We start from the raw sequence: 23,738 nt of genomic DNA on the forward strand, positions 1-23,738 counted from the left end.
CTCCTACTTATTTCTTCTTGGCTTTTTTATCAGCCGCGTGACCGCGATAAGTACGTGTCGGCGCGAATTCACCCAGTTTGTGACCAACCATTTCGTCGGAAACAAAGACAGGAACGTGCTGACGACCATTATGGACAGCGATGGTCAAACCGATCATGTTAGGAAAGATCGTTGAACGACGGGACCAAGTGCGCAAAGGCTTCTTGTCACCGCTTTCCACCGCTTTCTCTACCTTCTTCAGCAAGTGCAGGTCAATAAAAGGACCTTTCTTGAGAGAACGTGGCATGGCTTATCCTCTAATATTATTTGCTACGGCGACGTACGATAAATTTATCAGTACGCTTGTTGCTACGGGTCTTCTTACCTTTGGTCTGAACGCCCCACGGAGTTACCGGGTGCTTACCAAAGTTACGACCTTCACCACCACCGTGCGGGTGATCAACTGGGTTCATCGCGGTACCACGAACGGTCGGACGAACACCACGCCAACGGGCTGCACCAGCTTTACCCAGAACGCGCAGCATATGCTCAGCGTTGCCGACTTCGCCCAGTGTTGCGCGGCAGTCAGATTCGACTTTACGCATTTCACCAGAACGCAGACGCAGGGTAACGTAAGAACCTTCACGCGCAACGATCTGCACGTAAGCACCGGCTGAGCGAGCAATCTGACCGCCTTTGCCTGGTTTCATTTCTACGTTATGCACGGTAGAACCCACCGGGATGTTACGCATCGGCAGAGTGTTACCTGCTTTGATCGCAGCATCAACGCCAGATTGGATCTGGTCGCCGGCTTTCAGGCCTTTAGGGGCCAGGATATAACGGCGCTCGCCGTCTTTGTACAGAACCAGTGCGATGTTCGCAGAGCGGTTCGGATCGTACTCAAGACGTTCAACAACTGCCGGGATACCATCTTTGTTGCGTTTGAAGTCAACCAGACGGTAAGCCTGCTTATGACCACCACCGATGTGACGGGTAGTGATGCGACCGTTGTTGTTGCGGCCACCGGATTTGCTGTTTTTTTCCAGCAATGGAGCAAACGGCTTGCCCTTGTGCAGCTCTGGGTTCACCACTTTTACGACGTGGCGACGACCCGGAGATGTCGGTTTACATTTAACAACTGCCATTGTCTTTCTCCTCCGACTTACTCAGCGCCGCCGACGAAGTCCAGATTCTGGCCTTCCTTCAGGGTGACGTAAGCTTTTTTCCAGTCGCTACGACGACCGATACGCTGTCCGTGACGCTTAACTTTACCCTTAACGACCAGGGTGTTTACGTCTTTCACTTCTACTTCGAACAGTTTCTCAACAGCAGCAACGATCTCTGCTTTGGTCGCGTCATTAGCTACTTTGAGTACGATGGTATTGGTTTTTTCCATCGCGCTAGATGCCTTTTCAGATACGTGCGGCGCGCGCAGTACTTTCAGCAGACGTTCTTCACGGATCATGCCAGCATCTCCTCAACTTGCTTAACTGCATCAGCAGTCATAACGACTTTGTCGAAGGCGATCAGGCTAACTGGATCGATACCTGATGCATCACGCACGTCTACCTTGTACAGGTTACGCGCAGCCAGGAACAGATTCTCATCCAGTTCGCCAGTGATGATCAGCACGTCTTCCAGCGCCATGTCTTTCAGTTTCTGTACCAGCAGCTTGGTTTTCGGTGCTTCTACAGCGAATGATTCGACAACGATCAGACGATCTTGACGTACCAGTTCGGACAGGATGCTTTTCAGCGCGCCGCGGTACATCTTTTTGTTAACTTTTTGACTGTGGTCCTGCGGCTTCGCAGCAAAGGTCACACCACCTGAACGCCAGATTGGGCTCTTTACAGAACCTGCACGCGCACGGCCGGTGCCTTTTTGACGCCATGGCTTTTTGCCTGAACCGGTTACTTCTGCACGCGTTTTCTGCGCACGAGTACCCTGGCGGGCGCCAGATGCGTAAGCAACAACAACCTGGTGAACCAGCGCTTCGTTGAAATCACGACCGAAGGTAGTTTCGGAAACAGTCAGCGCGCTCTGCGCGTCTTTCAATACTAATTCCATTGCTATCCCCTTACGCCTTCACAGCTGGTTTAACGATCAGGTCGCTACCGGTTGCACCCGGGACAGCACCTTTAACCAGCAGCAGGTTGCGCTCAGCGTCAACACGTACTACGTCCAGACTCTGAACGGTTACGCGCTCATTACCCAGCTGACCTGCCATTTTCTTGCCTTTGAACACTTTGCCCGGAGTCTGGTTCTGACCGATAGAACCCGGAACGCGGTGAGACAAGGAGTTACCGTGAGTCGCGTCCTGGGTACGGAAGTTCCAGCGCTTAACGGTACCGGCGAAACCTTTACCTTTAGAGGTACCGGTTACGTCAACTTTTTTAACTTCAGCGAAAATCTCAACGCTGATGCTCTGACCTACAGAGAACTCTTCACCTTCAGCGGTGCGGAATTCCCACAGGCCACGGCCAGCTTCAACGCCAGCTTTAGCAAAATGACCAGCTTCAGGTTTGTTCACACGGTTTGCTTTTTTAGCACCGGTGGTAACCTGAATTGCCTGGTAACCATCGTTTTCCAGGCCTTTGACCTGAGTAACGCGGTTCGCTTCAACTTCGATTACGGTGACGGGGATAGAAACGCCATCTTCAGTGAAGATGCGGGTCATGCCCACTTTTTTACCGACTAAACCAATCATTGTTTCAACCTCTCAATCGCTCGATGACCTGATTAACCCAGGCTGATCTGCACGTCAACACCGGCAGCCAGATCCAGACGCATCAGAGCATCAACGGTTTTTTCAGTTGGCTCAACGATGTCTACCAGACGCTTGTGAGTGCGGATTTCGTACTGATCACGCGCATCTTTGTTAACGTGCGGAGAGATCAGAACGGTAAAGCGCTCTTTACGGGTTGGCAGCGGGATCGGACCACGAACCTGCGCACCAGTGCGCTTGGCGGTCTCAACGATTTCCGCGGTTGATTGATCGATCAGACGATGATCAAACGCTTTAAGACGGATACGGATTCTTTGGTTCTGCATGAGACCAGAGCTCCAAACTTTTTATAGACGAAAAAAATTACTACTCGAGCCCATTACGATTGATGGGAGAGTGTAATCGTTCAGCATATAACTCCCCAATTGGGAGTATTGTCAGGCGGCCTAAAATTCTGCCGTCTGCGATTCTGCTCGAATCGCGCCTGCAATATCTGCAGGCCCGCGCATTATACGTAAATCTGCTCAGGAAGCAACCCGTGTTGTGGTTTTAACCGGGTTTATCGTCCGTGCTTTTCAGATCCAGCTCGCACTGCCCTGCCATCCTGCGGTTGAGTCCGCCACTTTTATTGTGCGCTGTTTTCCTGTATCAGCATTCCCGTCATGACAGACAACCGGGTTATGCGCAAAGTCACCTCAGACCCGTTGCTGAATCAGGAGCCCTGACCGTGCCGCATTACTTCATGATCGATATTGTCATTTTTATTATCGCCAGCGCTCTGGGTAGTTTTATCGCTCTGGTCTGTCAGCGCTTCTCTCCGACTGATTCGCCCGCCGAGTGGTTCCATTCACTCTGCGTCCCCGGCTCGCAGTGTGAGCACTGTCAGCGCCCCTTGTTATGGCGCGATCGTTTACCGCTGATTAGCTGGCCAGCCTTACGCGGTAAATGTCGCGTCTGCCGCCACCCCTTTAGTCCGCACAGCCTGGTTGTCGAAACACTGGTAGCGCTGCTGTGCCTGCTGGCGTTTAGTACCTTTGAGCGAATAACCGACAGCCTGTTCATCATTGCCAGCTCATGTCTGCTACTGGTGCTGGCCGCGATTGACCGCCGGCATTTCTGTCTTCCGGACCCGCTCAACTATATGCTGCTCTGGCTCGGCTTAACCCATGCACTGACCGCCGGATCGGGGGCGGCGGCTGTTATCGGCGGCCTGACAGGCTACAGCACGCTATGGCTGCTGGGATGGGGGTATCGGCTAGCCCGGGGCATTGAGGGGCTGGGATATGGCGACATGAAGCTGTTTGCGGCGCTGGGAAGCTGTTGTGGCTGGCAGGCACTTCCCTGGATTGCGGTAGGGGCAACCTCTCTGGCGTTAGGGACGGTACTGGTCGGGCGGTGGCGAGGGTCAACAGAGAGAGGTAACAGCCCGCTGCCGTTTGGCCCATTCCTGGCCATTGCGGGCTGGATGATGATGGTGCTGCAGACGCGGTTTACTCTTCTTTGATCTGCGCCTGCAGGTAATTCTGAATGCCCATTTTGCGGATAAGCTCAAGTTCGGTTTCAATCCAGTCGATGTGATGCTCTTCATCCGCCAGGATTTCAATCATCATGTCCCGACTGACGTAGTCATGGACTTTGTCTGCGTAGGCAATCGCCTCACGCAAATCTTTTGCGCCTTCCAGCTCCAGGCTGAGATCGGAACCCAGCATCTCTTCGACATCTTCACCAATGCGCAGCCGGCCTAGATCCTGCAGATTGGGAATACCCTCCAGAAACAGAATGCGCTCAATGTACTTGTCGGCATGCTTCATCTCATCGATTGATTCATGGTATTCGACATCGTTGAGGCGGATCAGCCCCCAGTTTTTGAACATGCGCGCATGCAAAAAGTACTGGTTGACAGCAACCAGCTCATTTCCAAGCAGTTTATTGAGATGACTGATAACTTTTATATCGCCCTTCATTGTTAACCCTCCGCGTCCGGTTTATTAGAGCGTAGATGCGGTTAAAAAGAAGTCAAAAAAACGCGACAAATAATGTGGTTATTAGCACGCAGCACAGAGTGCATGACGATCGGTCATGTGCTTTATGCTCAGGCTATCTCTTTATACAGCGGGGCATGTTGCATTTCTGCGTCCATGATTTCACGCGCGGCGCGAATACACTTGCCACACTGCTTTCCAACCGGCACAAACTGCCGAAGCTGCTGGATTGATCGGGGCTGATAGCGGCGAACGACTTCACGAAGGGTTTTATCACTAATGGCATTACACAGGCAGACGTACATTGATTCATCACTCTGGTACATTTTCTGTACACAGTGTAAATGCGAATCGTTTTTATTTCAAACCCAGCATTTGTAGGGACATCCCCTTTTCCGACCGGCAAAAAAAAAGAGCACCGAAGTGCTCTTTTATTCTGTTGCAGTGGCCGTTTGCACGACCACAGCAGATATCACAATTAAGCGATAACTTTAGCAACAACACCCGCACCAACGGTACGGCCGCCTTCGCGGATTGCGAAGCGCAGACCTTCGTCCATTGCGATTGGGTGGATCAGGGTAACAACCATTTTGATGTTGTCGCCTGGCATTACCATCTCAACGCCTTCTGGCAGCTCAACTGAGCCCGTTACGTCAGTAGTACGGAAGTAGAACTGAGGACGGTAGCCTTTGAAGAACGGAGTATGACGGCCGCCTTCATCTTTAGACAGAACGTAAACTTCTGACTCGAACTGGGTGTGTGGCTTGATGCTGCCTGGCTTAGCCAGAACCTGGCCACGCTGGATGTCTTCACGCTTGATACCGCGCAGCAGAACACCACAGTTTTCGCCTGCCTGACCCTGGTCCAGCAGCTTACGGAACATCTCAACACCGGTACAGGTTGATTTCGCAGTATCTTTGATACCCACGATTTCAACTTCGTCGCCGACTTTAACGATGCCGCGCTCAACACGACCGGTAACAACAGTACCACGGCCAGAGATTGAGAATACGTCTTCGATTGGCAGCAGGAACGGCATGTCGATCGCACGCTGTGGCTCTGGAATGTAGTTATCCAGGTGCTCAGCCAGTTCGATGATTTTCGCTTCCCACTCTGCTTCGCCTTCCAGCGCTTTCAGAGCAGAACCACGAACGATTGGAGTGTCGTCGCCTGGGAAGTCATAGGCTGACAGCAGGTCACGGACTTCCATCTCAACCAGTTCCAGCAGCTCTTCATCATCAACCATGTCACACTTGTTCAGGAACACGATGATGTAAGGAACGCCAACCTGACGACCCAGCAGGATGTGCTCACGGGTCTGTGGCATTGGGCCATCAGTCGCAGCAACAACCAGGATCGCGCCGTCCATCTGCGCAGCACCGGTGATCATGTTTTTCACATAGTCGGCGTGGCCTGGGCAGTCAACGTGTGCATAGTGACGAGTCGGGGTTTCATACTCAACGTGTGAAGTGTTGATGGTGATACCACGTGCTTTCTCTTCTGGTGCGTTATCGATCTGATCGAATGCACGCGCCTGGCCGCCGTAAGTTTTAGACAGTACGGTGGTGATAGCTGCAGTCAGGGTGGTTTTACCGTGGTCGACGTGACCGATGGTGCCCACGTTTACGTGCAGTTTGTTACGCTGAAATTGCTCTTTCGCCATGGCGATAATTCCTTACGTTGTGCCTTCACCGTCTGGGTGAAGGCATCAGTTCAAATTTAAACCGTAGCTTATTTGCTACGAGCTTCAATAACGGCCTGCGCTACGTTGTTCGGCGCATCGTCATACTTCAGGAACTCCATGGAGTACGAAGCACGACCTTTGGTCAGAGAACGCAGCTGAGTTGCGTATCCGAACATTTCAGACAGCGGAACTTCAGCGTGAATCTGAACGCCAGTAGCGTTAGATTCCTGCCCTTTAAGCATACCACGACGGCGGCTAAGGTCACCGATGACATCACCCGTGTTCTCTTCTGGCGTTTCAACTTCAACCTTCATGATAGGTTCAAGCAGAACAGGTGTCGCTTGTTTAAAGCCTTGTTTGAAGGCAAGAGACGCGGCCAGTTTAAACGCCAGTTCTGAGGAGTCGACATCGTGGTAAGAACCGAAGTGCAGACGCACGCCCAGATCCACAACCGGGTAACCAGCCAGAGGGCCTGATTTCAGCTGCTCCTGGATACCTTTGTCAACCGCAGGGATGTATTCACCAGGAATCACACCACCTTTGATGTCGTTGACAAATTCGTAGCCTTTCGGGTTCGAACCTGGCTCCAGTGGGTACATGTCGATAACAACATGACCATACTGACCACGACCACCAGACTGCTTGGCATGTTTACCTTCAACATCGGTAACTTTGGTGCGAATCGCTTCACGGTAAGCAACCTGTGGTTTACCCACGTTTGCTTCAACGTTGAACTCACGTTTCATACGGTCAACGATGATGTCGAGGTGCAATTCACCCATACCGGCGATGATGGTCTGGTTAGATTCTTCATCAGTCCATACGCGGAATGATGGGTCTTCTTTTGCCAGACGGCCCAGAGCCAGACCCATTTTTTCCTGGTCAGCTTTGGTTTTTGGCTCAACGGCGATAGAGATTACCGGCTCCGGGAACTCCATGCGCTCAAGGATGATGACGTTATCTGGGTCACACAGGGTGTCACCAGTGGTCACATCTTTCAGGCCGATCGCAGCTGCGATATCACCCGCACGAACTTCTTTAATCTCTTCACGCTTGTTAGCGTGCATCTGAACGATACGGCCCAGACGCTCACGGTTTGACTTAACCGGGTTGAACACGGTGTCACCCGTGTTAACAACACCAGAGTAAACGCGGAAGAAGGTTAAGTTACCCACGAACGGGTCGGTAGCGATTTTGAACGCCAGTGCAGCAAACGGCTCGTTGTCATCAGAGTGACGAACAGCCGGCGTGTCTTTACCGTCGTCCAGCATACCGTTGATCGCGGTAACGTCAGTCGGTGCTGGCAGATATTCAACAACTGCATCCAGCATCGCCTGAACACCTTTGTTCTTAAATGCAGAACCACAGGTTACCAGGATAATTTCGTTGTTCAGAACGCGCTTACGCAGAGATGTTTTGATCTCTTCTTCAGTCAGTTCTTCACCACCGAAGAATTTCTCCATCAGCTCATCAGAGCCTTCAGCAGCGGCTTCAACCAGCTTCGCATGCCATTCTTCAGCCAGTTCCTGCATATCAGCTGGAATATCTTCGTAGTCGAAGGTTACACCCTGGTCTGCGTCGTTCCAGTTGATTGCTTTCATTTTCACCAGGTCAACAACACCGGTGAATTTCTCTTCTGCGCCGATAGCCAGCTGCAGAGGAACTGGAGTTGCGCCCAGACGAACTTCCATCTGGTTTACAACTTTCAGGAAGTTAGCACCCATGCGGTCCATTTTGTTGACGAACGCAATGCGTGGAACTTTATATTTGTTAGCCTGACGCCATACGGTCTCAGACTGTGGCTGAACGCCACCAACTGCACAGTAAACCATTACCGCGCCATCAAGCACACGCATAGAACGTTCAACTTCGATGGTGAAGTCAACGTGTCCTGGGGTGTCGATGATGTTGATGTGGTGTGGTTCAAACTGCTTAGCCATACCAGACCAGTAACAGGTGGTCGCAGCGGAAGTGATGGTAATACCACGTTCCTGTTCCTGCTCCATCCAGTCCATGGTTGCTGCGCCGTCATGTACTTCACCGATTTTGTGGTTTACACCGGTGTAGAACAGAACGCGTTCGGTAGTGGTAGTCTTACCGGCGTCGATGTGCGCACTGATACCGATATTACGGTAGCGAGCAATGGGTGTTTTACGAGCCATTTGATTCCTCTGATTCTCGGGCGTTCAAGGTAAGTCGACCCCAGCGGGTTGGCTAATTGAGCGCCCGCTGGTTTAACATCTACGTGGTGATTACCAACGGTAGTGTGCGAACGCCTTGTTGGCTTCTGCCATGCGGTGAACGTCTTCACGTTTCTTAACTGCAGTACCTTTGTTCTCTGCAGCATCAGAAAGTTCGTTCGCCAGGCGAAGAGCCATTGATTTATCACCGCGTTTACGAGCAGCTTCTACGATCCAACGCATTGCCAGAGCATTACGACGAACCGGACGGACTTCTACTGGTACCTGATAGGTAGAACCACCAACGCGACGTGACTTAACTTCGACAGTCGGACGTACGTTTTCCAGGGCTACTTCAAAGGCTTCCAGTTCGTTTTTACCTGAACGCTGAGCCAGGGTCTCAAGCGCGGTATAAACGATTGATTCAGCAGTAGATTTTTTACCATCTACCATCAGGATATTTACAAATTTGGCCAGCAGCTCTGATCCGAACTTAGGATCTGGCAGAATTTTACGCTGACCAATGACGCGACGACGTGGCATGGAAATACTCCGTTGTTAATTCAGGATTGTCCAAAACTCTACGAGTTTATTTTGACATTTAATTTAAAACGTTTGGCCTTACTTAACGGAGAACCATTAAGCCTTTGGCTTCTTCACGCCGTACTTGGAGCGAGCCTGCTTACGGTCTTTAACACCTGAGCAGTCAAGCGCGCCACGAACGGTGTGGTAACGCACACCTGGCAGGTCTTTTACACGACCGCCACGGATCAGGATCACGGAGTGTTCCTGCAGGTTATGACCTTCACCGCCGATGTAGGAGGTAACTTCAAAACCGTTAGTCAAACGCACACGGCAAACTTTACGCAGTGCTGAGTTTGGTTTTTTAGGAGTGGTGGTGTACACACGAGTACAAACGCCACGTTTTTGCGGGCAAGCTTCCAGCGCCGGCACGTTGCTCTTTGCAACTTTGCGGACGCGTGGTTTGCGAACCAGCTGGTTAACTGTTGCCATTAAATAGCTCCTGGATTTGCTTTTGCTTCGTAAACACGTAATAAATCGCCTCGTAGAATTACGAGGAGGCAGAATTTTAGGGCTGCGTCAAAAGGGTGTCAAGAAATAACCAGGTTTTAGACGATTACCAGGTCATTTGTTGCGGATGCTTTACCGTCAGCGCGACGAAACCAGTATAGTCTACCGGACGCACACTGGTCGAAATTTGTCCAGCGAGGCCGCGAGCACGCACATCTTCGTCCAGTACCCACAGTGCAGCCGCACAGCCTGAAAGCTGTTGCAGTGCCCGACTACCGGCTAAGGCGGCGATCACACCATCCTGCAGTAACAGTATGTCGTCATCCGCATCCACCATTAACAGCAGAGTCTCAAGATCGCTGTAAGCCGGTGAGTGCAGGAGAGTATGCAGCATGAAGAGCCCTTAAAAGGTAAGTATGCGGTCATAACCGGCCAGCGTCTGGCGCAGTTCCACCGCGGACAATAGCGTAACATCCATCACCCGGGCGGCGTCAACCTGCATTCCACGCGCGGTGAGCGACTCCTGACAGAGATAGCAGTGCTCAATGTCGTACAGCGCCAGCACGCCAAAGGTCGGCGCATAGTGGCGGCTCTCTATCGCCTCGGGCTGTTGCTGTGTATTGAGCTGCAGTACACCATCGCCAATAAAGAACAGCCCGATGTCGTCACTCAGTGCGCCAGTCGCCAGGGCGGCATCCAGCCCTTCACGTCCGGCACTGCTGCCGTGCGGTGCGCGGGTAAATACAAAAGCCACTCGATTCATCAGAACTGCACCAGTCGTTCGCAGCTTAGCGCCGCTTCGGCCAGCGCTCCCAGACCGCTCAGGGTAAACCCTGGCTGGAGATTACTGCCGGACAGCTGCAGGCGTGCCGCTTCCTGTTGATCGGTCACGCCACGCCGCAACGCCGCCGCAACGCAGATATTAAGCGCCACACCCTGCTGTTGATTCAGCGCCTGCCATGCCCGTACCAGATCATATTCATCACTGGCCGGCGCGGTCAGCTGATTGGCATTCAGCACCCCTTCACGATAGAAGAAGACGCTCTCCAGCTGATGACCGGCTGCCACCAGCGCCCGGGCAAACAGTAGCGCGCTGGTCGCCTGCTGCGTACCGTAAGCTGGCCCGGTGACCAGTAAGGTGTAACGCATTACCGATCCTGTCCCTGAAAATCGCCGTTTTTGAACTGGCGAATGTAGAGATAAACCGTGTGCTTCGAAATATTAAGACGCTCGGCAACCTGGTTGATCGCATCTTTAATATCGAAGATTCCCTTCTCGTACAGGTTCAGGACGATCTGCCGATTTTTAGCGTTGTTTGAGACGTTGCGATCGGCGCTGACTTCCTCGATGGTAAATTCAAGCGTCTGCATCACCAGGTCGTCGACAGAGCTGGCAAAGTTAACGCTGGAATCAACCTGCTGCATTTCCGGCGGCAGGAAAGTCGACATAATCTGCGAGAACGGCACATCCAGGTTCATGTTGATGCAGAGCAGACCAATCACCCGCTGCTGCCGGTTGCGGATGGCGATGGTGACGGATTTCATCAGCACCCCGCTTTTGGCGCGGGTAAAGTAGGCACGGGAGACGTTGCTGTCGGCGCCGTGCATATCATGCAACATCCGCAACGCCAGATCGGTAATCGGCGATCCCACTTTGCGGCCGGTGTGCTCACCATTGGCGATACGCACCGCCGAGCATTTGAGATCTTCCAGCGAGTGCAGGACAATTTCGCAATGCGAACCGATCAGCATCGCCAGTCCGTCGACGACAGCCTCGTATGATTTCAGAATATCGTAATCTGTTTGTTCGAACGGGCGTTGCTCCAGCAGATCGAAGTCGCTCAGTTCACCGGGATTGAATGGATTAGACATTGAAGAGATCACCCTGAATGGCTGGAGCCTGTCACAGCGGCTTATGGGCAGACTCAATATTGGGATAATTAGGCAGGCGCTAGTCTGGCAAATGTCGTCGGCTTATGCCAGTGGTTTGTCATGAAGCAGAAATGAAACCGCCGCCCGAAGGCGGCGGTGAGCAGATTACTGTGCTTTTTTCGCGTCAGCCGCAGGTGCCTGCGCTTTTTCGTCTGCTTTAGGGGCCGGTTTGATATCAAGCAGTTCGACATCAAATACCAGCGTGGAGTTAGCCGGAATACCCGGAACGCCATTTTTGCCGTAAGCCAGCTGTGGTGGGATCACCAGCTTAATCTTACCGCCTTTCTTCACGTGCTTCAGACCTTCGGTCCAGCCCGGAATCACACCATCCAGACGGAAGGAAAGCGGCTCACCGCGAGTATAGGAGTTATCGAACTCAGTACCGTCGATCAGCGTCCCTTTGTAGTTCACGACCACCGTGTCGCTATCAGTCGGGGCAGCGCCGGTGCCTTCTTTCTCGACTTTATACAGCAGGCCGCTTTCAGTTTTCTTCACGCCGCTCTCTTTCGCGAATTTGGTTGCGTAAGCATCACCCTTTTCGGCGTTCTCTTTCGCATCTTTTTCCATTTTCGCGGAGGCTGCGCCTTTCACGCGGCCTTCAAAAGCCTGCAGCGTCTGCTCGATCTCTTCGTCAGACAGCTTGCTCTTGCCGCCGAAGGCATCCTGAACACCCGCGATCAGCTGTTGCTTATCCAGCTTGATGCCCAGTTTTTCCTGCTCCTTCAGGGAGTTGTCCATGTAGCGACCCAGTGAGGCGCCCAGTGCATAGGCAGACTGCTGGTCTTCATCTTTGAAGGCAGCATTTTTCGGTGCCTGAGGAGCAGACTGTGGTGCCGCTGCCGTTGCCGGTGCAGCCGCGGTTTCTGCCGCCATTGTCAGCGGTGCATTCAGCGCGACGGCCATAGTGGTAGCTAACAATGTGACTTTAAACAGTGATTTCATCCATTCTCCAAAACCGAAGCGTCTAACCTCGGGAATCATTGCGGACTTCAGAGTCCACACTATAACTTTACGTGGCAGTGGCGAACACTGCCACAATGTAATTACCCGGTTAACCTCCGACCTTTTTTGCATCAGGAAGTTTCATCAGAGATGATGCCGCGCTGCGCTTTTTCAAGCGAAACGCCACAGATAGTTTAAAAATCAGGTGATTCTTCACGTCCAGCCCGTAGAATCACGTCCGAGTCGCACCTTAACAGAGGAACAGGTCATGCAACAATCTGAGTGGGAACAGCGTCTGGAGACGTTAGAGAGTAAACTGGCCTTCCAGGAGATGACCATTGAGCAGTTAAACAGCGCGGTGGTGCAGCACGAACTGGAGATGAATAAGATGCGTGAGCAGATGCGTATTCTGACCGACAAGCTCAAAGCTAACGCGCCGTCGATGGTCGCGTCACAGTCTGAAGAGACGCCGCCGCCGCACTACTGATCTGCCGCCTGGCCAGATCAGCCTGAACCGGTGGCAGCGGCGTACGCTGTGCAGCCAAAAGAAAGGCCACCCGAAGGTGGCCCTGAAACTGATAATCAGTCTTAGTGGCTGCAGCCGCAACCGCCAGTACCGCAACCACCCTTGCCGTGATCGTGGTCATGGCCGTGATCATGGTCGTGGTCGTGATGATGGCCGTCTGCACCGTGAACGTGACCATGGGCCAGTTCTTCCGGTGTGGCTTCACGAATCGCGACCACTTCGACGTTAAAGTTCAGGTTCTGACCCGCCAGCATGTGGTTACCATCAACCACGACGTGATCGTCTTCCACTTCGGTAATTTCTACCGGCACCGGACCCTGATCGGTTTCTGCCAGGAAGCGCATGCCAACCTGCAGTTCGTCAACGCCCATGAAAACGTCTTTCGGTACACGCTGTACCAGGTTGTCATCGTACTGACCGTACGCGTCGTTTGCCGGAATATGCACGTCAAACTTGTCGCCGGCTACGTGGTTTTCCAGCGCATTTTCCAGACCAGAAATCAGGGAACCATGACCGTGCAGATAGTCCAACGGTGCACTCACCGGTGACTCGTCAACTAACACGCCGTCTTCTGTACGTACCTGATAGGCCAGGCTTACCACCAGGTCTTTTGCTACTTTCATGATATCTCCTAACCGTTGAGAGCTGAGATCCCGTCTCATTGGTCTATTCTTGCGTGCAATAACACCAACCAGAAAGGTTCGTTGCTGAGTGCAAGAGGACATAACCTTTCTCTTGCGACCACAGCGTTAATGGCGCCAATTGTAACGGAATTCAATCCCGCTGTAAGTTTAAGCTTAAAAAAAGCTGAGCCATTCCGCTACTCGGGATGGAAAATCCCGATAACCTGCTCATTGGTGCGAACCTGATCGCGGGCCTGTTTATCGGCCTCACGCATCTGGTGGCCGCACTTAACGCACTCCACCACATCAACATTGTTTTCACGCCACATCGCCAGCGTGTCTTTTTCCTGACAGTGCGGACAGGTCGCACCGGCAATAAAACGTTTACGCATGATATCCCGCCTGTTTAATCACGTTATTCATCATCGTCCCAGCCATCGAGCTGCCGCTTCTCCTGCTGCATTTCGCGCTGGAAGATATCCTCCAGTTCCCGCCGCGCCTCACGTACCCGTGAAACCTGGGCACTGTCGGTGAGATTTGGCATCAGTTCGCGCAGCATGCGCATATCCAGCCGACGGAAATGCTGCTGAGCGCGATGCGCCTGATGGGGATGCACCCCCAGCGATATCAGCGTTTTACGTCCCAGCTCCAGCGCACTGGAGAAGGTTTCACGCGAGAACTGGGTTACGCCGGCCTGCAACAACTCGTGCGCTTCAACACGGCCACGGGCGCGTGCCAGAATCTGCAGGTGTGGAAAATGCTGCTGACATAAATGCACGATGGTCATCGCATCTTCAGGCTCATTACAGGTAATCACGATCGACTGCGCACTGGCAGCCCCGGCGGCGCGTAACAGCTCCAGTTCGGTCGCATCGCCATAGTAAACCTTATAGCCATATTTCCGCATCAGGCTGACCACGCTGATATCGCGCTCCAGCACGGTAATCCGGCTATGGTTGGCCATCAGTAAACGCCCCACCACCTGGCCAAAGCGACCAAAGCCCACCACAATCACCTGCGGCTGATCGTCTTCGACAAACGGTTTTTCCGCCTCATCGTCCGGCTCGTTGAAACGGCGTGCCAGCAGGCGATCGATGCCTTTCATCAGTAGTGGCGTGGTCATCATCGACAGCGTTACTGTCACCAGCAGCATCGGCAGCTGATCGCCAGAGAACAGCTTCGCAGAGGCGGCAGCGGAAAACAGCACAAAGGCAAATTCACCGCCCTGGCTCAGCACGCCGGCAAACTGCTGCCGTTCTGAACTGCGCAAACCGTAAATCCGCGCCAGCACGTACAGCACCAGCGTTTTGACCACCACCAGCGTCAGCACGCCCAGCAGAATGGTAATAATATGGGTATAGAGCACCCCGAGGTTAAGCGCCATGCCGACCGAAATAAAGAACAGGCCAAGCAGTAACCCTTTAAACGGATCGATAGCGACTTCCAGCTCGTGGCGATATTCACTTTCCGCCAGCAGGATACCGGCGATAAAGGTCCCGAGCGCCATCGACAGGCCAAGTGCATCCATAAACAGCGCCGAGCCCAGCACCAGTAGCAGCGAGGCGGCGGTAAACACTTCACGCACCCCGGATGCTGCGATATAGCGGAAGATCGGCCGCAACAGATAGCGTCCACCGACCAGCATGCCGGCAAACGCCAGCACCTTCATGCCGACCTTCATCCAGTCGACATGCCCGCTATCGGTGCCTGCCAGCAGTGGAATCAGCGCCAGCGCCGGGATAACCGCGATATCCTGAAACAGCAACACCGAGAAGCCCAGCTGCCCCGCTTCGCTGCGGTTCATGCCCTTATCCATCATCAACTGCAACGCCATGGCGGTGGAGGACATCGCCAGACCAATCCCGCCAATCACCGCCGCCTGCCAGCTAAAGTGGGTCAGCCACAACAGGCCGCCCAGAATTGCGGCAGAGAAGATCACCTGCGCGGCACCGACGCCAAAGATTGAACGCCGCAGTGCCCAAAGCTTGGCCGGGTTCAGCTCCAGCCCGATGATAAACATCAGAAACACCACACCCAGTTCAGAGAAGTGCAGGATCTCATCGACGTCGCTGATAAAGCCTAATCCCCACGGTCCAATGGCAATACCCGCCACCAGATAGCCCAGAACTGCACCGATACCGAGGCGAGCGGCCACCGGTACGAGCAGAACCGCCGCCACCAGATAGATCACCCCCGCGGTCAGCAGCGTTTGTCCTTCCATTTACACCCCTCCATTCGGCAGCGGTGCTGCCAGCCAGTCGCCATAGGCACGGGCATAATTTTTCATTAAATCGGGATTCTGACGGCGCGCCCAATAGACGACCATCGGTGGCATCCAGTGCATTCGGCACATCTGCGCCGTCAGTTCGAACGGCCGCATAATATCGTTCATCGAATAGCGATTCAGACCATGGTGTTTAAAGGCGCTTTCCGGTTCGCCGGTGGTGATCACGCTGCGCCAGTACTTACCTTCCAGCGCATTGCCATCCACGCCGTTAGCAAACCCGCGCGACAGCACCCGATCCAGCCACTCTTTCAGCAACGCCGGGCAGCTGTAGGTATAGAGCGGATGCTGGAAAATGATCACCTCATGTTCGCGCAGCAGCTGTTGCTCGTGATGAATATCGATAAAAAAATCCGGGTAGGCGGCGTACAGATCGTGCACCGTGACATGGTCCAGCGCCTGAGCCGACTGCAGTAAAATCCGATTCGCAATCGAATCCTGCGATTCCGGATGAGCATAAAGCAGTAAAACCTTGGGTGGCTGCGACATCCTTTCCCTCCAAAGCGTCGTCATTGGCGCGGTTTTCCGCTACCATGCACGACGCAGCAAAATCTCATTATGTTGCCTGTAAATTAACATATTCTGACGATACGGCGCTTACATGATTGTCTTCTCTTCCTTACAAATTCGCCGCGGCATCCGCGTTCTGCTCGATAACGCCACCGCCACCATCAATCCTGGCCAGAAGGTCGGTCTGGTGGGTAAAAACGGCTGTGGTAAATCCACGCTGCTGTCGCTGTTAAAAGGTGAGATCACCAGCGACGCCGGCTCCGTCACGTTTCCGTCCAACTGGGCGCTGGCCTGGGTCAATCAGGAGACGCCAGCGCTGGGTAAACCGGCCCTGGAGTACGTGATTGACGGTGACCGTGAGTATCGCCAGCTTGAGGCGCAACTGGCAGACGCCAACCAGCGCGACGACGGCAATGCCATTGCCCTGCTGCACGGCAAGCTTGATGCGGTGCAGGCGTGGAGCATCCATGCGCGCGCCGCCAGTCTGCTGCACGGCCTGGGCTTCAGTCAGGAGCAGTTGCAGCGTCCGGTCAGCGACTTTTCCGGCGGCTGGCGCATGCGTCTTAATCTGGCGCAGGCGCTGATCTGCCGTTCCGATCTGCTGCTGCTTGATGAACCGACCAACCACCTCGATCTCGATGCGGTAATCTGGCTGGAGCGCTGGCTGAAAAGCTACGAAGGCACGCTGATCCTGATCTCCCATGACCGCGACTTCCTCGATCCGGTGGTCGACAAGATTGTGCACATCGAACAACAGGCGATGTACGAATATACCGGCAACTACACCTCGTTTGAGCGGCAGCGCGTCGCCAAACTGGCGCAGCAGCAGTCGCTGTATGAGAGTCAGCAAGAGAAAGTGGCGCACTTACAGAGCTATATCGACCGCTTCCGAGCCAAAGCCTCCAAAGCCAAACAGGCGCAGAGCCGCATCAAAATGCTGGAACGCATGGAGATGATCGCGCCTGCTCACGTCGATAACCCATTCAGCTTCAGCTTCCGCGCACCGGAAAACCTGCCGAATCCGCTGCTGAAGATGGAAAAAGTCACGGCCGGTTATGGCGATCGCATTATTCTCGACGCGATCAAACTCAACCTGGTGCCCGGCTCTCGCATCGGTTTGCTCGGCCGCAACGGGGCCGGTAAATCGACCCTGATCAAACTGCTGGCTGGCGAGCTTGAGGCGATGGAGGGCAAAATTGGTCTGGCAAAAGGGATCAAGCTGGGCTACTTCGCACAGCATCAGCTGGAGTACTTACGGGCTGATGAGTCACCGGTGCAGCATCTGGCGCGCATCGCGCCCAACGTGCTGGAACAGCAGCTGCGTGACTACCTCGGCGGATTCGGTTTTCAGGGCGACAAAGTCAGCGAAATCACCGAACGCTTCTCAGGCGGTGAAAAGGCGCGACTGGTGCTGGCCTTGATCGTCTGGCAGCGCCCTAACCTGCTGCTGCTCGATGAACCGACCAACCACCTCGATCTGGATATGCGACAGGCGCTGACCGAAGCGTTGATCGATTTCGAAGGCGCGCTGGTGGTGGTATCGCACGATCGCCATCTGCTGCGGGCTACCACCGACGATCTCTATCTGGTGCATGATGGCAAAGTGGATGTGTTTGAGGGCGACCTCGAAGATTATCAGCAGTGGCTGAGCGATCTGCAGAAGCAGCAGGCGCAACAGGATGCGCCGCCAAAGCAGGATAATGGCAACAGCGCTCAGGCACGTAAAGATCAGAAGCGTCGGGACGCGGAGTTGCGCAGCCAGACACAACCGCTACGCAAAGAGATCGAGAAGCTGGAAAAGCAGATGACCCGCTGGCAAAGTCAGCTGGCCGAAGCGGAAAGCCAGCTGGCCGACAGCGCGATTTATGAGCAGAACCGTAAAGCGGATCTGACGGCCGCCCTGCAGCGTCAGGCGGAAAGTAAGTCGGCGCTGGAAGAGGTCGAGATGGCCTGGCTGGACGCGCAGGAAAAATTAGAGCAGATGATGGCCAGTTAAACGGCTGACGTTCTCCCCCATCACCGGGGGAGAAACCCTCTGTCTCTACGCCTTAAAATGGCTTATCCCCCAGCACCGTTGCCCGCTGCATTATCCGCCGCGCCGGGTAGTAATCGGCATTAGCATAATGCTGGGTAACCCGGTTATCCCAGATAGCCAAATCGTTCGGCTGCCAGCGCCAGCGCACCTGGAATTCCGGCTTAGTGACGTGGCTGAACAGGAAACTCAGCAGCGTTTCACTCTCTTTCTCGCTCAGATCAACAATCCGCGTGGTAAAGCCTTCATTCACAAACAGCGCTTTTTTGCCGCTGACCGGATGCGTACGGATAACCGGATGCTGCACCGGCGGATGCTTCGCCACCGCCTGCTGCCAGCGCTGATGCTCCTCTTCCGTTTTACGGTACTTATATTCCTGAAAAGACTTTTTAAAATCGTGTTCGGCGGTCAGCCCAGCCAGCAGCGTTTTAAACGGTGCCGAGAGCGCCTGATAGGCAGCAATGCCGCTGGTCCACAGCGTGTCCCCCCCCGCCTCCGGCAAAACTTTTGATGCCAGCAATGCAATCGCCGGTGGCGTCTCGATAAACGTCACGTCGGTATGCCAGTTATCATTATCCGGCGGATTGTCCTGGTGCGTGTCCAGCACGATGATCTCTTCAACCCCGTCGGCGTGCGGATAGACCGGATGAATATGCAGATCGCCGAAGCGGATCGCCAGCGCCCGGTGCTGCTCCGGTGTAATCACCTGGTCACGCAGAAACAGCACCTGATGACGCAGCAGGCCATGGTAGAGCTGTTCAAACTGCGCATCGCTGAGCGGCCGTGAAACATCAAGGTTGGAAACCTGGGCACCAATATACGGGCCGAGCGGTTGAAAATTCAGACGTTCATTCATGATTGTTCTCCATTCCACGGCGTCAGACGGCGCTGCAGGGCCCGTAAGCCGAGTTCTAAACTAAACGCAATTAAGGCGATGACCGCGATGCCCGCCAGCACCACATCGGTGGCGAGAAACTCCCCAGCCGACTGCACCATAAAACCGAGCCCGCGGGTGGCGGCAATCAGTTCAGCCGCCACCAGCGTTGACCAGCCCACCCCCAGACCGATGCGCAGCCCGGTCAGAATTTCGGGCAGTGCGCCCGGCAGAATGACCCAGCGCAGCAGCTGCCAGCGGGATGCACCCAGCGACTGCGCCGCCCGGATGCGTACCTGTTGCGCATTGCGCACCCCGGCTAAGGTAGAGAGGGTGACCGGCGCAAAAATGGCCAGGTAAATCAGCAGGATTTTCGAGGTCTCACCAATACCGAACCAGATCACCATCAGGGGCAGATAGGCCAGCGGTGGGATCGGACGATAGAGTTCAATCAGCGGATCAAGCAGCCCACGCGCCACCGGGCTCAGGCCCATCAGAATCCCGACCGGAATCCCGATAGCAGCGGCGGCAAACAGCGCGATCAGCATGCGGGTCAGGCTGGCCGTCAGATGCTGCCACAGCGTGGCGTCCATAAATCCCTGTGGGCTGGCAATCAGCAACAGCTTGCTGAATACCTGCTGCGGCGGCGGTAAAAATAGCGGCGCGATTAACCCCAGCGCGGTCACGCTCCACCACACCAGCAACAGCAGTAATACGCTCAGTACGCTTAACGAGAAGCGGGTGGAAAATGGCCAGCGCAGCCGGCGTCGCACCGGCAAGGTTTTGTCGTTGATCAACGCACTCATGCGAATGCCTCCCGTTGCTCAAACACCCGGCTCAGCACATATTCGCGCTGGGCAATAAACTGCGGATCAGATTTGATGCTGCGGCACGGCTCACCGTCGGCAAAGCGCTGACCAAAATCGGGTCGCAGTCGCTCGACAATGCGTCCGGGTCCCGGCGACAGCAGAATCAGTTCGCTGGCGAGGAAAATCGCCTCTTCAATATCGTGAGTAATCAGCAGGATCTGTTTGCCGCTGTCGCGCCACAGCGTCAGCAGCAAGGTCTGCATCTGTTCGCGGGTAAAGGCATCGAGCGCACCAAATGGCTCATCCAGCAGCAGCAGCCGCGGATCGGTCGCCAGCGCGCGCGCAATGCCAACCCGCTGCCGCTGACCGCCTGATAACTGCCAGATAGCCCGCTTTTCTGCCCCTTCCAGCCCGACCTGCCTGATCAAGCGGCGCGCAATAGCTTCACGCTCCTGACGCGCCATACCGGCCAGTTGCAAACCGAAGGCGACGTTATCCAGCACGTTGCGCCACGGCAGTAAGCCTTCATGCTGAAACACCACTCCGCGGTCAGCGCCCGGCCCGGTGACCGGCTGGTTATCCAGCGTGATGCTGCCCGATTCCACCGGCAAAAAACCGGCTACCAGGTTGAGCAGCGTGGTCTTGCCGCAGCCCGACGGCCCCAGCACCACCAGCAGTTCACGGCGATCGATTTGCAGATTGATATCCTGCAACACCGGTTGCCCGGCATAACGCGCATTCAGATGAGCGATGCGTAGCATGAGGACTCCTTAAGGTTTGGCTAACGGCTCGACAAAGCGGGAGGTTACGTAACTGCTGTAATCGTTATCCGCCTGCGGCACTCTGCCCTGCGCTTTCAGAAACTGAGCGGTGTCGACAATCGCCTTGTTCACCGGCTTGCCCAGCTGTTCAATCTGCTGTTGCGCCGTCAGGTAGGTATTGCCTTTTACCAGGCCGGGCACCTGCGCTTCCGGTACGCCGCTCAGGCGCGACAGCTTGCTGAGATTGTCGGGCTGCTTCAGCCAGCTATCAGGATTGTCGAGATAGGATTGCTGCGCGGCCAGTGCGCTGCGGGCAAAGGCGGTGACGATCTCCGGATGCTGCCGGGCAAAGTCTTTGCGCACCACCCAGACGTCGAGAGTCGGCGATCCCCAGCTTCCCACCTGTGCAGAGTCGGTTAACACCTTGCCGTTTTTCTCCAGCTCATTGACCGCAGGTGCCCAGACGTAGGCACCGTCAATGTCGCCACGCTGCCAGGCAGCGATAATTGCCGGCGGCTGCAGATTGACCAGCTGCACCTGTGACGGCTGGATGCCCCAGTGTTTCAGCGCCGCCAGCAGACTGTAATGGGTGGTTGAGATGAACGGCACGGCGATGCGCTTACCAATCAGATCCTGCGGTGTGGTGATGTTTTTCTTCACCACTAATGCTTCGGAGTTACCGAGTTGGGAGGCCAGTAAAAACGCTTCGATGGGCAGTTTCTGCGCTGCGGCGACCGCTAACGGGCTGGAGCCGATATTGCCGATTTGTACGTCGCCCGATGCCAGCGCACGCAGCACACCGGCACCGCTGTCAAACTTACGCCAGTCGACGCTGGCGCCACTCTGTTTGGCGAAACTGTTATCCGCCTGCGCCACCTTAGCCGGCTCGGCAGAAGTCTGATACGCCACGGTGACATTGACCGCGTCCGCCCTGAAGGCCAGCAGCGTCAGGGCTGCGGCTAAAAACGTTAAACGTGCTGTGACTGCCATGATTGCTACCCCACCCTTTTTATGATGGCAGCAGTGTCTCTGGCGGCAATAATTTCACCAAGGAATTAAAAATTATCCCTAATAGAAATAAGTTCTTAGATCACTATCTGCAAAACTAAGCTAAAAATCGCAAATGCTGAAAAACCGCGCCAGCATAAAAAATGTCAGGCGCTCACATTCGGCCTGTGCTATTGATATGCGTTCCGGTTTATTGCTTGTAAAAGGTCTTTGTGTTCGATGTCGATTGAGAAAGTCGCTCAGCTGGCTGGCGTCTCTAAAGCCACGGTGTCGCGGGTTCTCAACGCCCATCCCGGCGTCAAACCCGATACGCGTGAGAAAGTGCTGTCGGCTATCGCCGCCTGTGACTACCAGCCCAACTTATTAGCCCGACAGCTGCGCACGGCGCAAAGCCACATGCTGCTGGTGCTGATTTCAGACATCACCAACCCTTTCTGCTCGCGGGTGGTACAGGGGATTGAGGCGGAGGCTGAACTGCACGGTTATCACATCCTGCTGTGCCACTCCGCTTCGCAGTTACAGCGTGAAGCCGCCTATCTCACGCTGCTGACCGGCAAAGTGGTAGATGGGGTGATCACCATGGATGCGGCGTCGGGACTGCAGGATTTGCAGCATATCATCGCAGGCGCGCCGTGGGTCCAGTGCTCGGAATTCGATCCGGCCATCCCAGCCTCTTCGGTCACCATTGATCATCTCGACGCGGCGCGCGATACCGTGCACTACCTCGCCGGCAAAGGCCGCAAACGCATCGGGCTGGTTAACGGGGATATGCGTTACCTCTACTCGCACCATCGCGAACAGGGCTACCAACAGGCAATAAACGCGCTGGGACTGGACTGGTCAGGTGTCGCCTACGCCAGCGATATCTCCACTGAAGCGGGCAGCCAGGCATTGCAGCAATTGCTGGCGATGCCGCAACCGCCGGATGCGATCTTTGCCGTATCGGATGTGCTGGCTGTGGGGGTGATTCATGCCGCGCTGCAAGCGGGGCTGCGCGTGCCGGAAGATCTGGCGGTGGTCGGTTTTGACGGCATTCCATTTACCGGTAGCCTTAACCCGCCACTGACCACCATCGAACAACCGATGTATCAGCTCGGGGCGCGCAGCGTGCAGCTATTGTTGCAGAAAATTCGTCAGCCGCACGCGCCGGTGATCCGTGAAGTCCTGCCGTGGAAGCGCGTTGAACGCGCCTCCAGTTAACTCAGTGCCAGATCAACAGTACGCAGGCTGCCGTCAGCAGCCCCATAGCGAGATTAAAGATTTTCCAGGCGCGACGGCTGCGCAAAATGCGGCCAATCATTGCGCCGAATCCCATCCAGATCAGGCCGGACACCAGATTGACGATAAACATGCCGAGACTGATCGCCATCACTGATTGTCGATAGGCGTCGCCCGCCAGGCTAAAGCTGGCGACCGCCCCTAGCGCCATCAGCCAGGCTTTGGGATTGATCAGCTGCAACAACCCGCCCTGCCAGAACGGCATGGGCGACTCTGCTACCCGGTCGGTTTCCAGCTTTTCGTAGCTGGCGGTGGCAATTTTCCATGCCAGCCACAGCAGGTAGAGGCTGCCGGCAATTTTCAGCACCAGATGCAGCGAAGGATAGAGCAGAATCAGTCCACCAACGCCAAACGCCACCATCAGCAGCATCACCTGCATGCCGATCATGATGCCAATCATCAGGGGAAGGGTCCGCACAAAGCCAAAATTGGCGCCGCCCGCGGTAAGTAACATATTATTAGGGCCTGGCGTGATTGCGGCGACCCATAGAAATCCCAACATCGACAAGAAAAGACTCAGTTCCATGGCAATCGGGTGCTCCTCACCCCCAGCAAGCAAAAAACCTATCGAAGCTAAC

General features: G+C 54.7%; 30 protein-coding genes. 4 read left to right on the forward strand and 26 right to left on the reverse strand.

The window, feature by feature from the left end; translation table 11 throughout:
- Nucleotides 1-7: 7 nt before the first annotated feature.
- From rpsS to rpsJ, 6 genes are read right to left on the reverse strand one after another with little or no spacing between them, the layout of a single operon-like run.
- Nucleotides 8-286, reverse strand: coding sequence for a 30S ribosomal protein S19 (rpsS, locus tag AC6I8I_RS18010; RefSeq protein ID WP_001138115.1), 279 nt, complete (start codon nucleotides 284-286; stop codon nucleotides 8-10).
- Between the two features lie 16 nt (nucleotides 287-302).
- Nucleotides 303-1,124: a 50S ribosomal protein L2 gene (gene rplB, locus AC6I8I_RS18015; protein ID WP_031377829.1), complete on the reverse strand. Its 822-nt coding sequence runs from the start codon at nucleotides 1,122-1,124 to the stop codon at nucleotides 303-305.
- A 17-nt stretch (nucleotides 1,125-1,141) separates the two neighbouring features.
- On the reverse strand, nucleotides 1,142-1,444 hold the full coding sequence (gene rplW / locus AC6I8I_RS18020) for a 50S ribosomal protein L23 (RefSeq protein WP_031377828.1): 303 nt from the start codon (nucleotides 1,442-1,444) through the stop codon (nucleotides 1,142-1,144).
- Complete coding sequence (rplD, locus tag AC6I8I_RS18025) at nucleotides 1,441-2,046, reverse strand: 50S ribosomal protein L4 (protein WP_003850711.1); 606 nt, start codon at nucleotides 2,044-2,046, stop codon at nucleotides 1,441-1,443. Before rplD ends, rplW begins: the two co-directional genes overlap by 4 nt.
- 10 nt (nucleotides 2,047-2,056) lie before the next feature.
- Complete coding sequence (rplC, locus tag AC6I8I_RS18030; protein WP_312057173.1) at nucleotides 2,057-2,686, reverse strand: 50S ribosomal protein L3; 630 nt, start codon at nucleotides 2,684-2,686, stop codon at nucleotides 2,057-2,059.
- Nucleotides 2,687-2,718: 32 nt separating this feature from the next.
- Nucleotides 2,719-3,030, reverse strand: coding sequence for a 30S ribosomal protein S10 (gene rpsJ, locus AC6I8I_RS18035; protein ID WP_001181005.1), 312 nt, complete (start codon nucleotides 3,028-3,030; stop codon nucleotides 2,719-2,721).
- A gap of 416 nt (nucleotides 3,031-3,446) precedes the next feature.
- Between rpsJ and AC6I8I_RS18040 the strand changes: the two genes are divergently transcribed.
- On the forward strand, nucleotides 3,447-4,208 hold the full coding sequence (locus tag AC6I8I_RS18040) for a prepilin peptidase (protein WP_497828162.1): 762 nt from the start codon (nucleotides 3,447-3,449) through the stop codon (nucleotides 4,206-4,208).
- Here AC6I8I_RS18040 and bfr read toward each other — a convergent pair.
- From bfr to fkpA, 11 genes are all read right to left on the reverse strand, one after another.
- On the reverse strand, nucleotides 4,195-4,668 hold the full coding sequence (gene bfr, locus AC6I8I_RS18045; protein WP_312758919.1) for a bacterioferritin: 474 nt from the start codon (nucleotides 4,666-4,668) through the stop codon (nucleotides 4,195-4,197). The genes AC6I8I_RS18040 and bfr overlap by 14 nt on opposite strands.
- A gap of 128 nt (nucleotides 4,669-4,796) precedes the next feature.
- Nucleotides 4,797-4,991, reverse strand: a complete 195-nt coding sequence (gene bfd, locus AC6I8I_RS18050; RefSeq protein WP_312758939.1) for a bacterioferritin-associated ferredoxin — start codon at nucleotides 4,989-4,991, stop codon at nucleotides 4,797-4,799.
- A gap of 173 nt (nucleotides 4,992-5,164) precedes the next feature.
- On the reverse strand, nucleotides 5,165-6,349 hold the full coding sequence (gene tuf / locus AC6I8I_RS18055) for an elongation factor Tu (RefSeq protein WP_105099977.1): 1,185 nt from the start codon (nucleotides 6,347-6,349) through the stop codon (nucleotides 5,165-5,167).
- Nucleotides 6,350-6,417: 68 nt separating this feature from the next.
- Nucleotides 6,418-8,532, reverse strand: coding sequence for an elongation factor G (gene fusA, locus AC6I8I_RS18060; protein WP_031376823.1), 2,115 nt, complete (start codon nucleotides 8,530-8,532; stop codon nucleotides 6,418-6,420).
- A gap of 90 nt (nucleotides 8,533-8,622) precedes the next feature.
- Nucleotides 8,623-9,093: a 30S ribosomal protein S7 gene (gene rpsG / locus AC6I8I_RS18065; protein ID WP_013510774.1), complete on the reverse strand. Its 471-nt coding sequence runs from the start codon at nucleotides 9,091-9,093 to the stop codon at nucleotides 8,623-8,625.
- A 96-nt stretch (nucleotides 9,094-9,189) separates the two neighbouring features.
- Nucleotides 9,190-9,564: a 30S ribosomal protein S12 gene (gene rpsL, locus AC6I8I_RS18070; protein ID WP_003852912.1), complete on the reverse strand. Its 375-nt coding sequence runs from the start codon at nucleotides 9,562-9,564 to the stop codon at nucleotides 9,190-9,192.
- Between the two features lie 124 nt (nucleotides 9,565-9,688).
- On the reverse strand, nucleotides 9,689-9,976 hold the full coding sequence (gene tusB, locus AC6I8I_RS18075; RefSeq protein WP_031376822.1) for a sulfurtransferase complex subunit TusB: 288 nt from the start codon (nucleotides 9,974-9,976) through the stop codon (nucleotides 9,689-9,691).
- Nucleotides 9,977-9,985: 9 nt separating this feature from the next.
- Nucleotides 9,986-10,345 carry a sulfurtransferase complex subunit TusC gene (gene tusC, locus AC6I8I_RS18080; protein WP_279809634.1) on the reverse strand — a complete coding sequence of 120 codons (360 nt, stop codon included), beginning with the start codon at nucleotides 10,343-10,345 and terminating at the stop codon, nucleotides 9,986-9,988.
- On the reverse strand, nucleotides 10,345-10,731 hold the full coding sequence (tusD, locus tag AC6I8I_RS18085) for a sulfurtransferase complex subunit TusD (protein WP_312054419.1): 387 nt from the start codon (nucleotides 10,729-10,731) through the stop codon (nucleotides 10,345-10,347). The genes tusC and tusD overlap by 1 nt, the downstream gene beginning before the upstream one ends.
- Entirely contained in the window at nucleotides 10,731-11,453 is a 723-nt protein-coding gene (locus tag AC6I8I_RS18090) for a helix-turn-helix transcriptional regulator (protein ID WP_031376819.1), read from the reverse strand. The genes tusD and AC6I8I_RS18090 overlap by 1 nt, the downstream gene beginning before the upstream one ends.
- Before the next feature lie 165 nt (nucleotides 11,454-11,618).
- Nucleotides 11,619-12,455: an FKBP-type peptidyl-prolyl cis-trans isomerase gene (fkpA, locus tag AC6I8I_RS18095; RefSeq protein WP_031376818.1), complete on the reverse strand. Its 837-nt coding sequence runs from the start codon at nucleotides 12,453-12,455 to the stop codon at nucleotides 11,619-11,621.
- A 268-nt stretch (nucleotides 12,456-12,723) separates the two neighbouring features.
- On the opposite strand from fkpA, the gene AC6I8I_RS18100 reads away from it, so the two are divergent.
- Complete coding sequence (locus AC6I8I_RS18100; RefSeq protein WP_013359251.1) at nucleotides 12,724-12,942, forward strand: SlyX family protein; 219 nt, start codon at nucleotides 12,724-12,726, stop codon at nucleotides 12,940-12,942.
- Between the two features lie 101 nt (nucleotides 12,943-13,043).
- Here the strand turns inward: AC6I8I_RS18100 and slyD are convergent, their stop codons facing one another.
- The 4 genes from slyD to kefG all read right to left on the reverse strand — a co-directional run bounded on the left by slyD (nucleotide 13,044) and on the right by kefG (nucleotide 16,377).
- Nucleotides 13,044-13,604, reverse strand: a complete 561-nt coding sequence (gene slyD / locus AC6I8I_RS18105) for a peptidylprolyl isomerase (RefSeq protein ID WP_312054415.1) — start codon at nucleotides 13,602-13,604, stop codon at nucleotides 13,044-13,046.
- Between the two features lie 197 nt (nucleotides 13,605-13,801).
- Nucleotides 13,802-13,996 carry a YheV family putative zinc ribbon protein gene (locus AC6I8I_RS18110; protein WP_010253033.1) on the reverse strand — a complete coding sequence of 65 codons (195 nt, stop codon included), beginning with the start codon at nucleotides 13,994-13,996 and terminating at the stop codon, nucleotides 13,802-13,804.
- 23 nt (nucleotides 13,997-14,019) lie between these two features.
- Nucleotides 14,020-15,825, reverse strand: coding sequence for a glutathione-regulated potassium-efflux system protein KefB (kefB, locus tag AC6I8I_RS18115; protein ID WP_312054413.1), 1,806 nt, complete (start codon nucleotides 15,823-15,825; stop codon nucleotides 14,020-14,022).
- Nucleotides 15,826-16,377 (reverse strand): glutathione-regulated potassium-efflux system ancillary protein KefG, encoded by a 552-nt coding sequence (gene kefG, locus AC6I8I_RS18120; RefSeq protein ID WP_312054411.1) that lies wholly within the window; start codon nucleotides 16,375-16,377, stop codon nucleotides 15,826-15,828.
- A 112-nt stretch (nucleotides 16,378-16,489) separates the two neighbouring features.
- Between kefG and AC6I8I_RS18125 the strand changes: the two genes are divergently transcribed.
- Complete coding sequence (locus AC6I8I_RS18125; RefSeq protein ID WP_312054409.1) at nucleotides 16,490-18,394, forward strand: ABC transporter ATP-binding protein; 1,905 nt, start codon at nucleotides 16,490-16,492, stop codon at nucleotides 18,392-18,394.
- Between the two features lie 52 nt (nucleotides 18,395-18,446).
- On the opposite strand, the gene tauD is transcribed toward AC6I8I_RS18125, so the two are convergent.
- Genes tauD through tauA form a run of 4 tightly spaced genes read right to left on the reverse strand, consistent with a single transcriptional unit; the run spans nucleotide 18,447 to nucleotide 21,864 of the window.
- Nucleotides 18,447-19,286 (reverse strand): taurine dioxygenase, encoded by an 840-nt coding sequence (tauD, locus tag AC6I8I_RS18130; RefSeq protein ID WP_312054407.1) that lies wholly within the window; start codon nucleotides 19,284-19,286, stop codon nucleotides 18,447-18,449.
- Complete coding sequence (tauC, locus tag AC6I8I_RS18135) at nucleotides 19,283-20,110, reverse strand: taurine ABC transporter permease TauC (protein ID WP_312054406.1); 828 nt, start codon at nucleotides 20,108-20,110, stop codon at nucleotides 19,283-19,285. The genes tauD and tauC overlap by 4 nt, the downstream gene beginning before the upstream one ends.
- Nucleotides 20,107-20,874, reverse strand: coding sequence for a taurine ABC transporter ATP-binding subunit (tauB, locus tag AC6I8I_RS18140; RefSeq protein WP_031376811.1), 768 nt, complete (start codon nucleotides 20,872-20,874; stop codon nucleotides 20,107-20,109). The genes tauC and tauB overlap by 4 nt, the downstream gene beginning before the upstream one ends.
- 9 nt (nucleotides 20,875-20,883) lie before the next feature.
- Complete coding sequence (gene tauA, locus AC6I8I_RS18145; RefSeq protein WP_312054405.1) at nucleotides 20,884-21,864, reverse strand: taurine ABC transporter substrate-binding protein; 981 nt, start codon at nucleotides 21,862-21,864, stop codon at nucleotides 20,884-20,886.
- A 237-nt stretch (nucleotides 21,865-22,101) separates the two neighbouring features.
- On the opposite strand from tauA, the gene AC6I8I_RS18150 reads away from it, so the two are divergent.
- Entirely contained in the window at nucleotides 22,102-23,082 is a 981-nt protein-coding gene (locus tag AC6I8I_RS18150; protein WP_312054404.1) for a LacI family DNA-binding transcriptional regulator, read from the forward strand.
- 1 nt (nucleotide 23,083) lies between these two features.
- Here AC6I8I_RS18150 and AC6I8I_RS18155 read toward each other — a convergent pair whose 3' ends face one another.
- Nucleotides 23,084-23,686 carry a LysE family translocator gene (locus AC6I8I_RS18155; RefSeq protein WP_312054402.1) on the reverse strand — a complete coding sequence of 201 codons (603 nt, stop codon included), beginning with the start codon at nucleotides 23,684-23,686 and terminating at the stop codon, nucleotides 23,084-23,086.
- Nucleotides 23,687-23,738: the final 52 nt, after the last annotated feature.

It is taken from the genome of Pantoea sp. X-Soil-YNGN-775 (assembly GCF_059730575.1).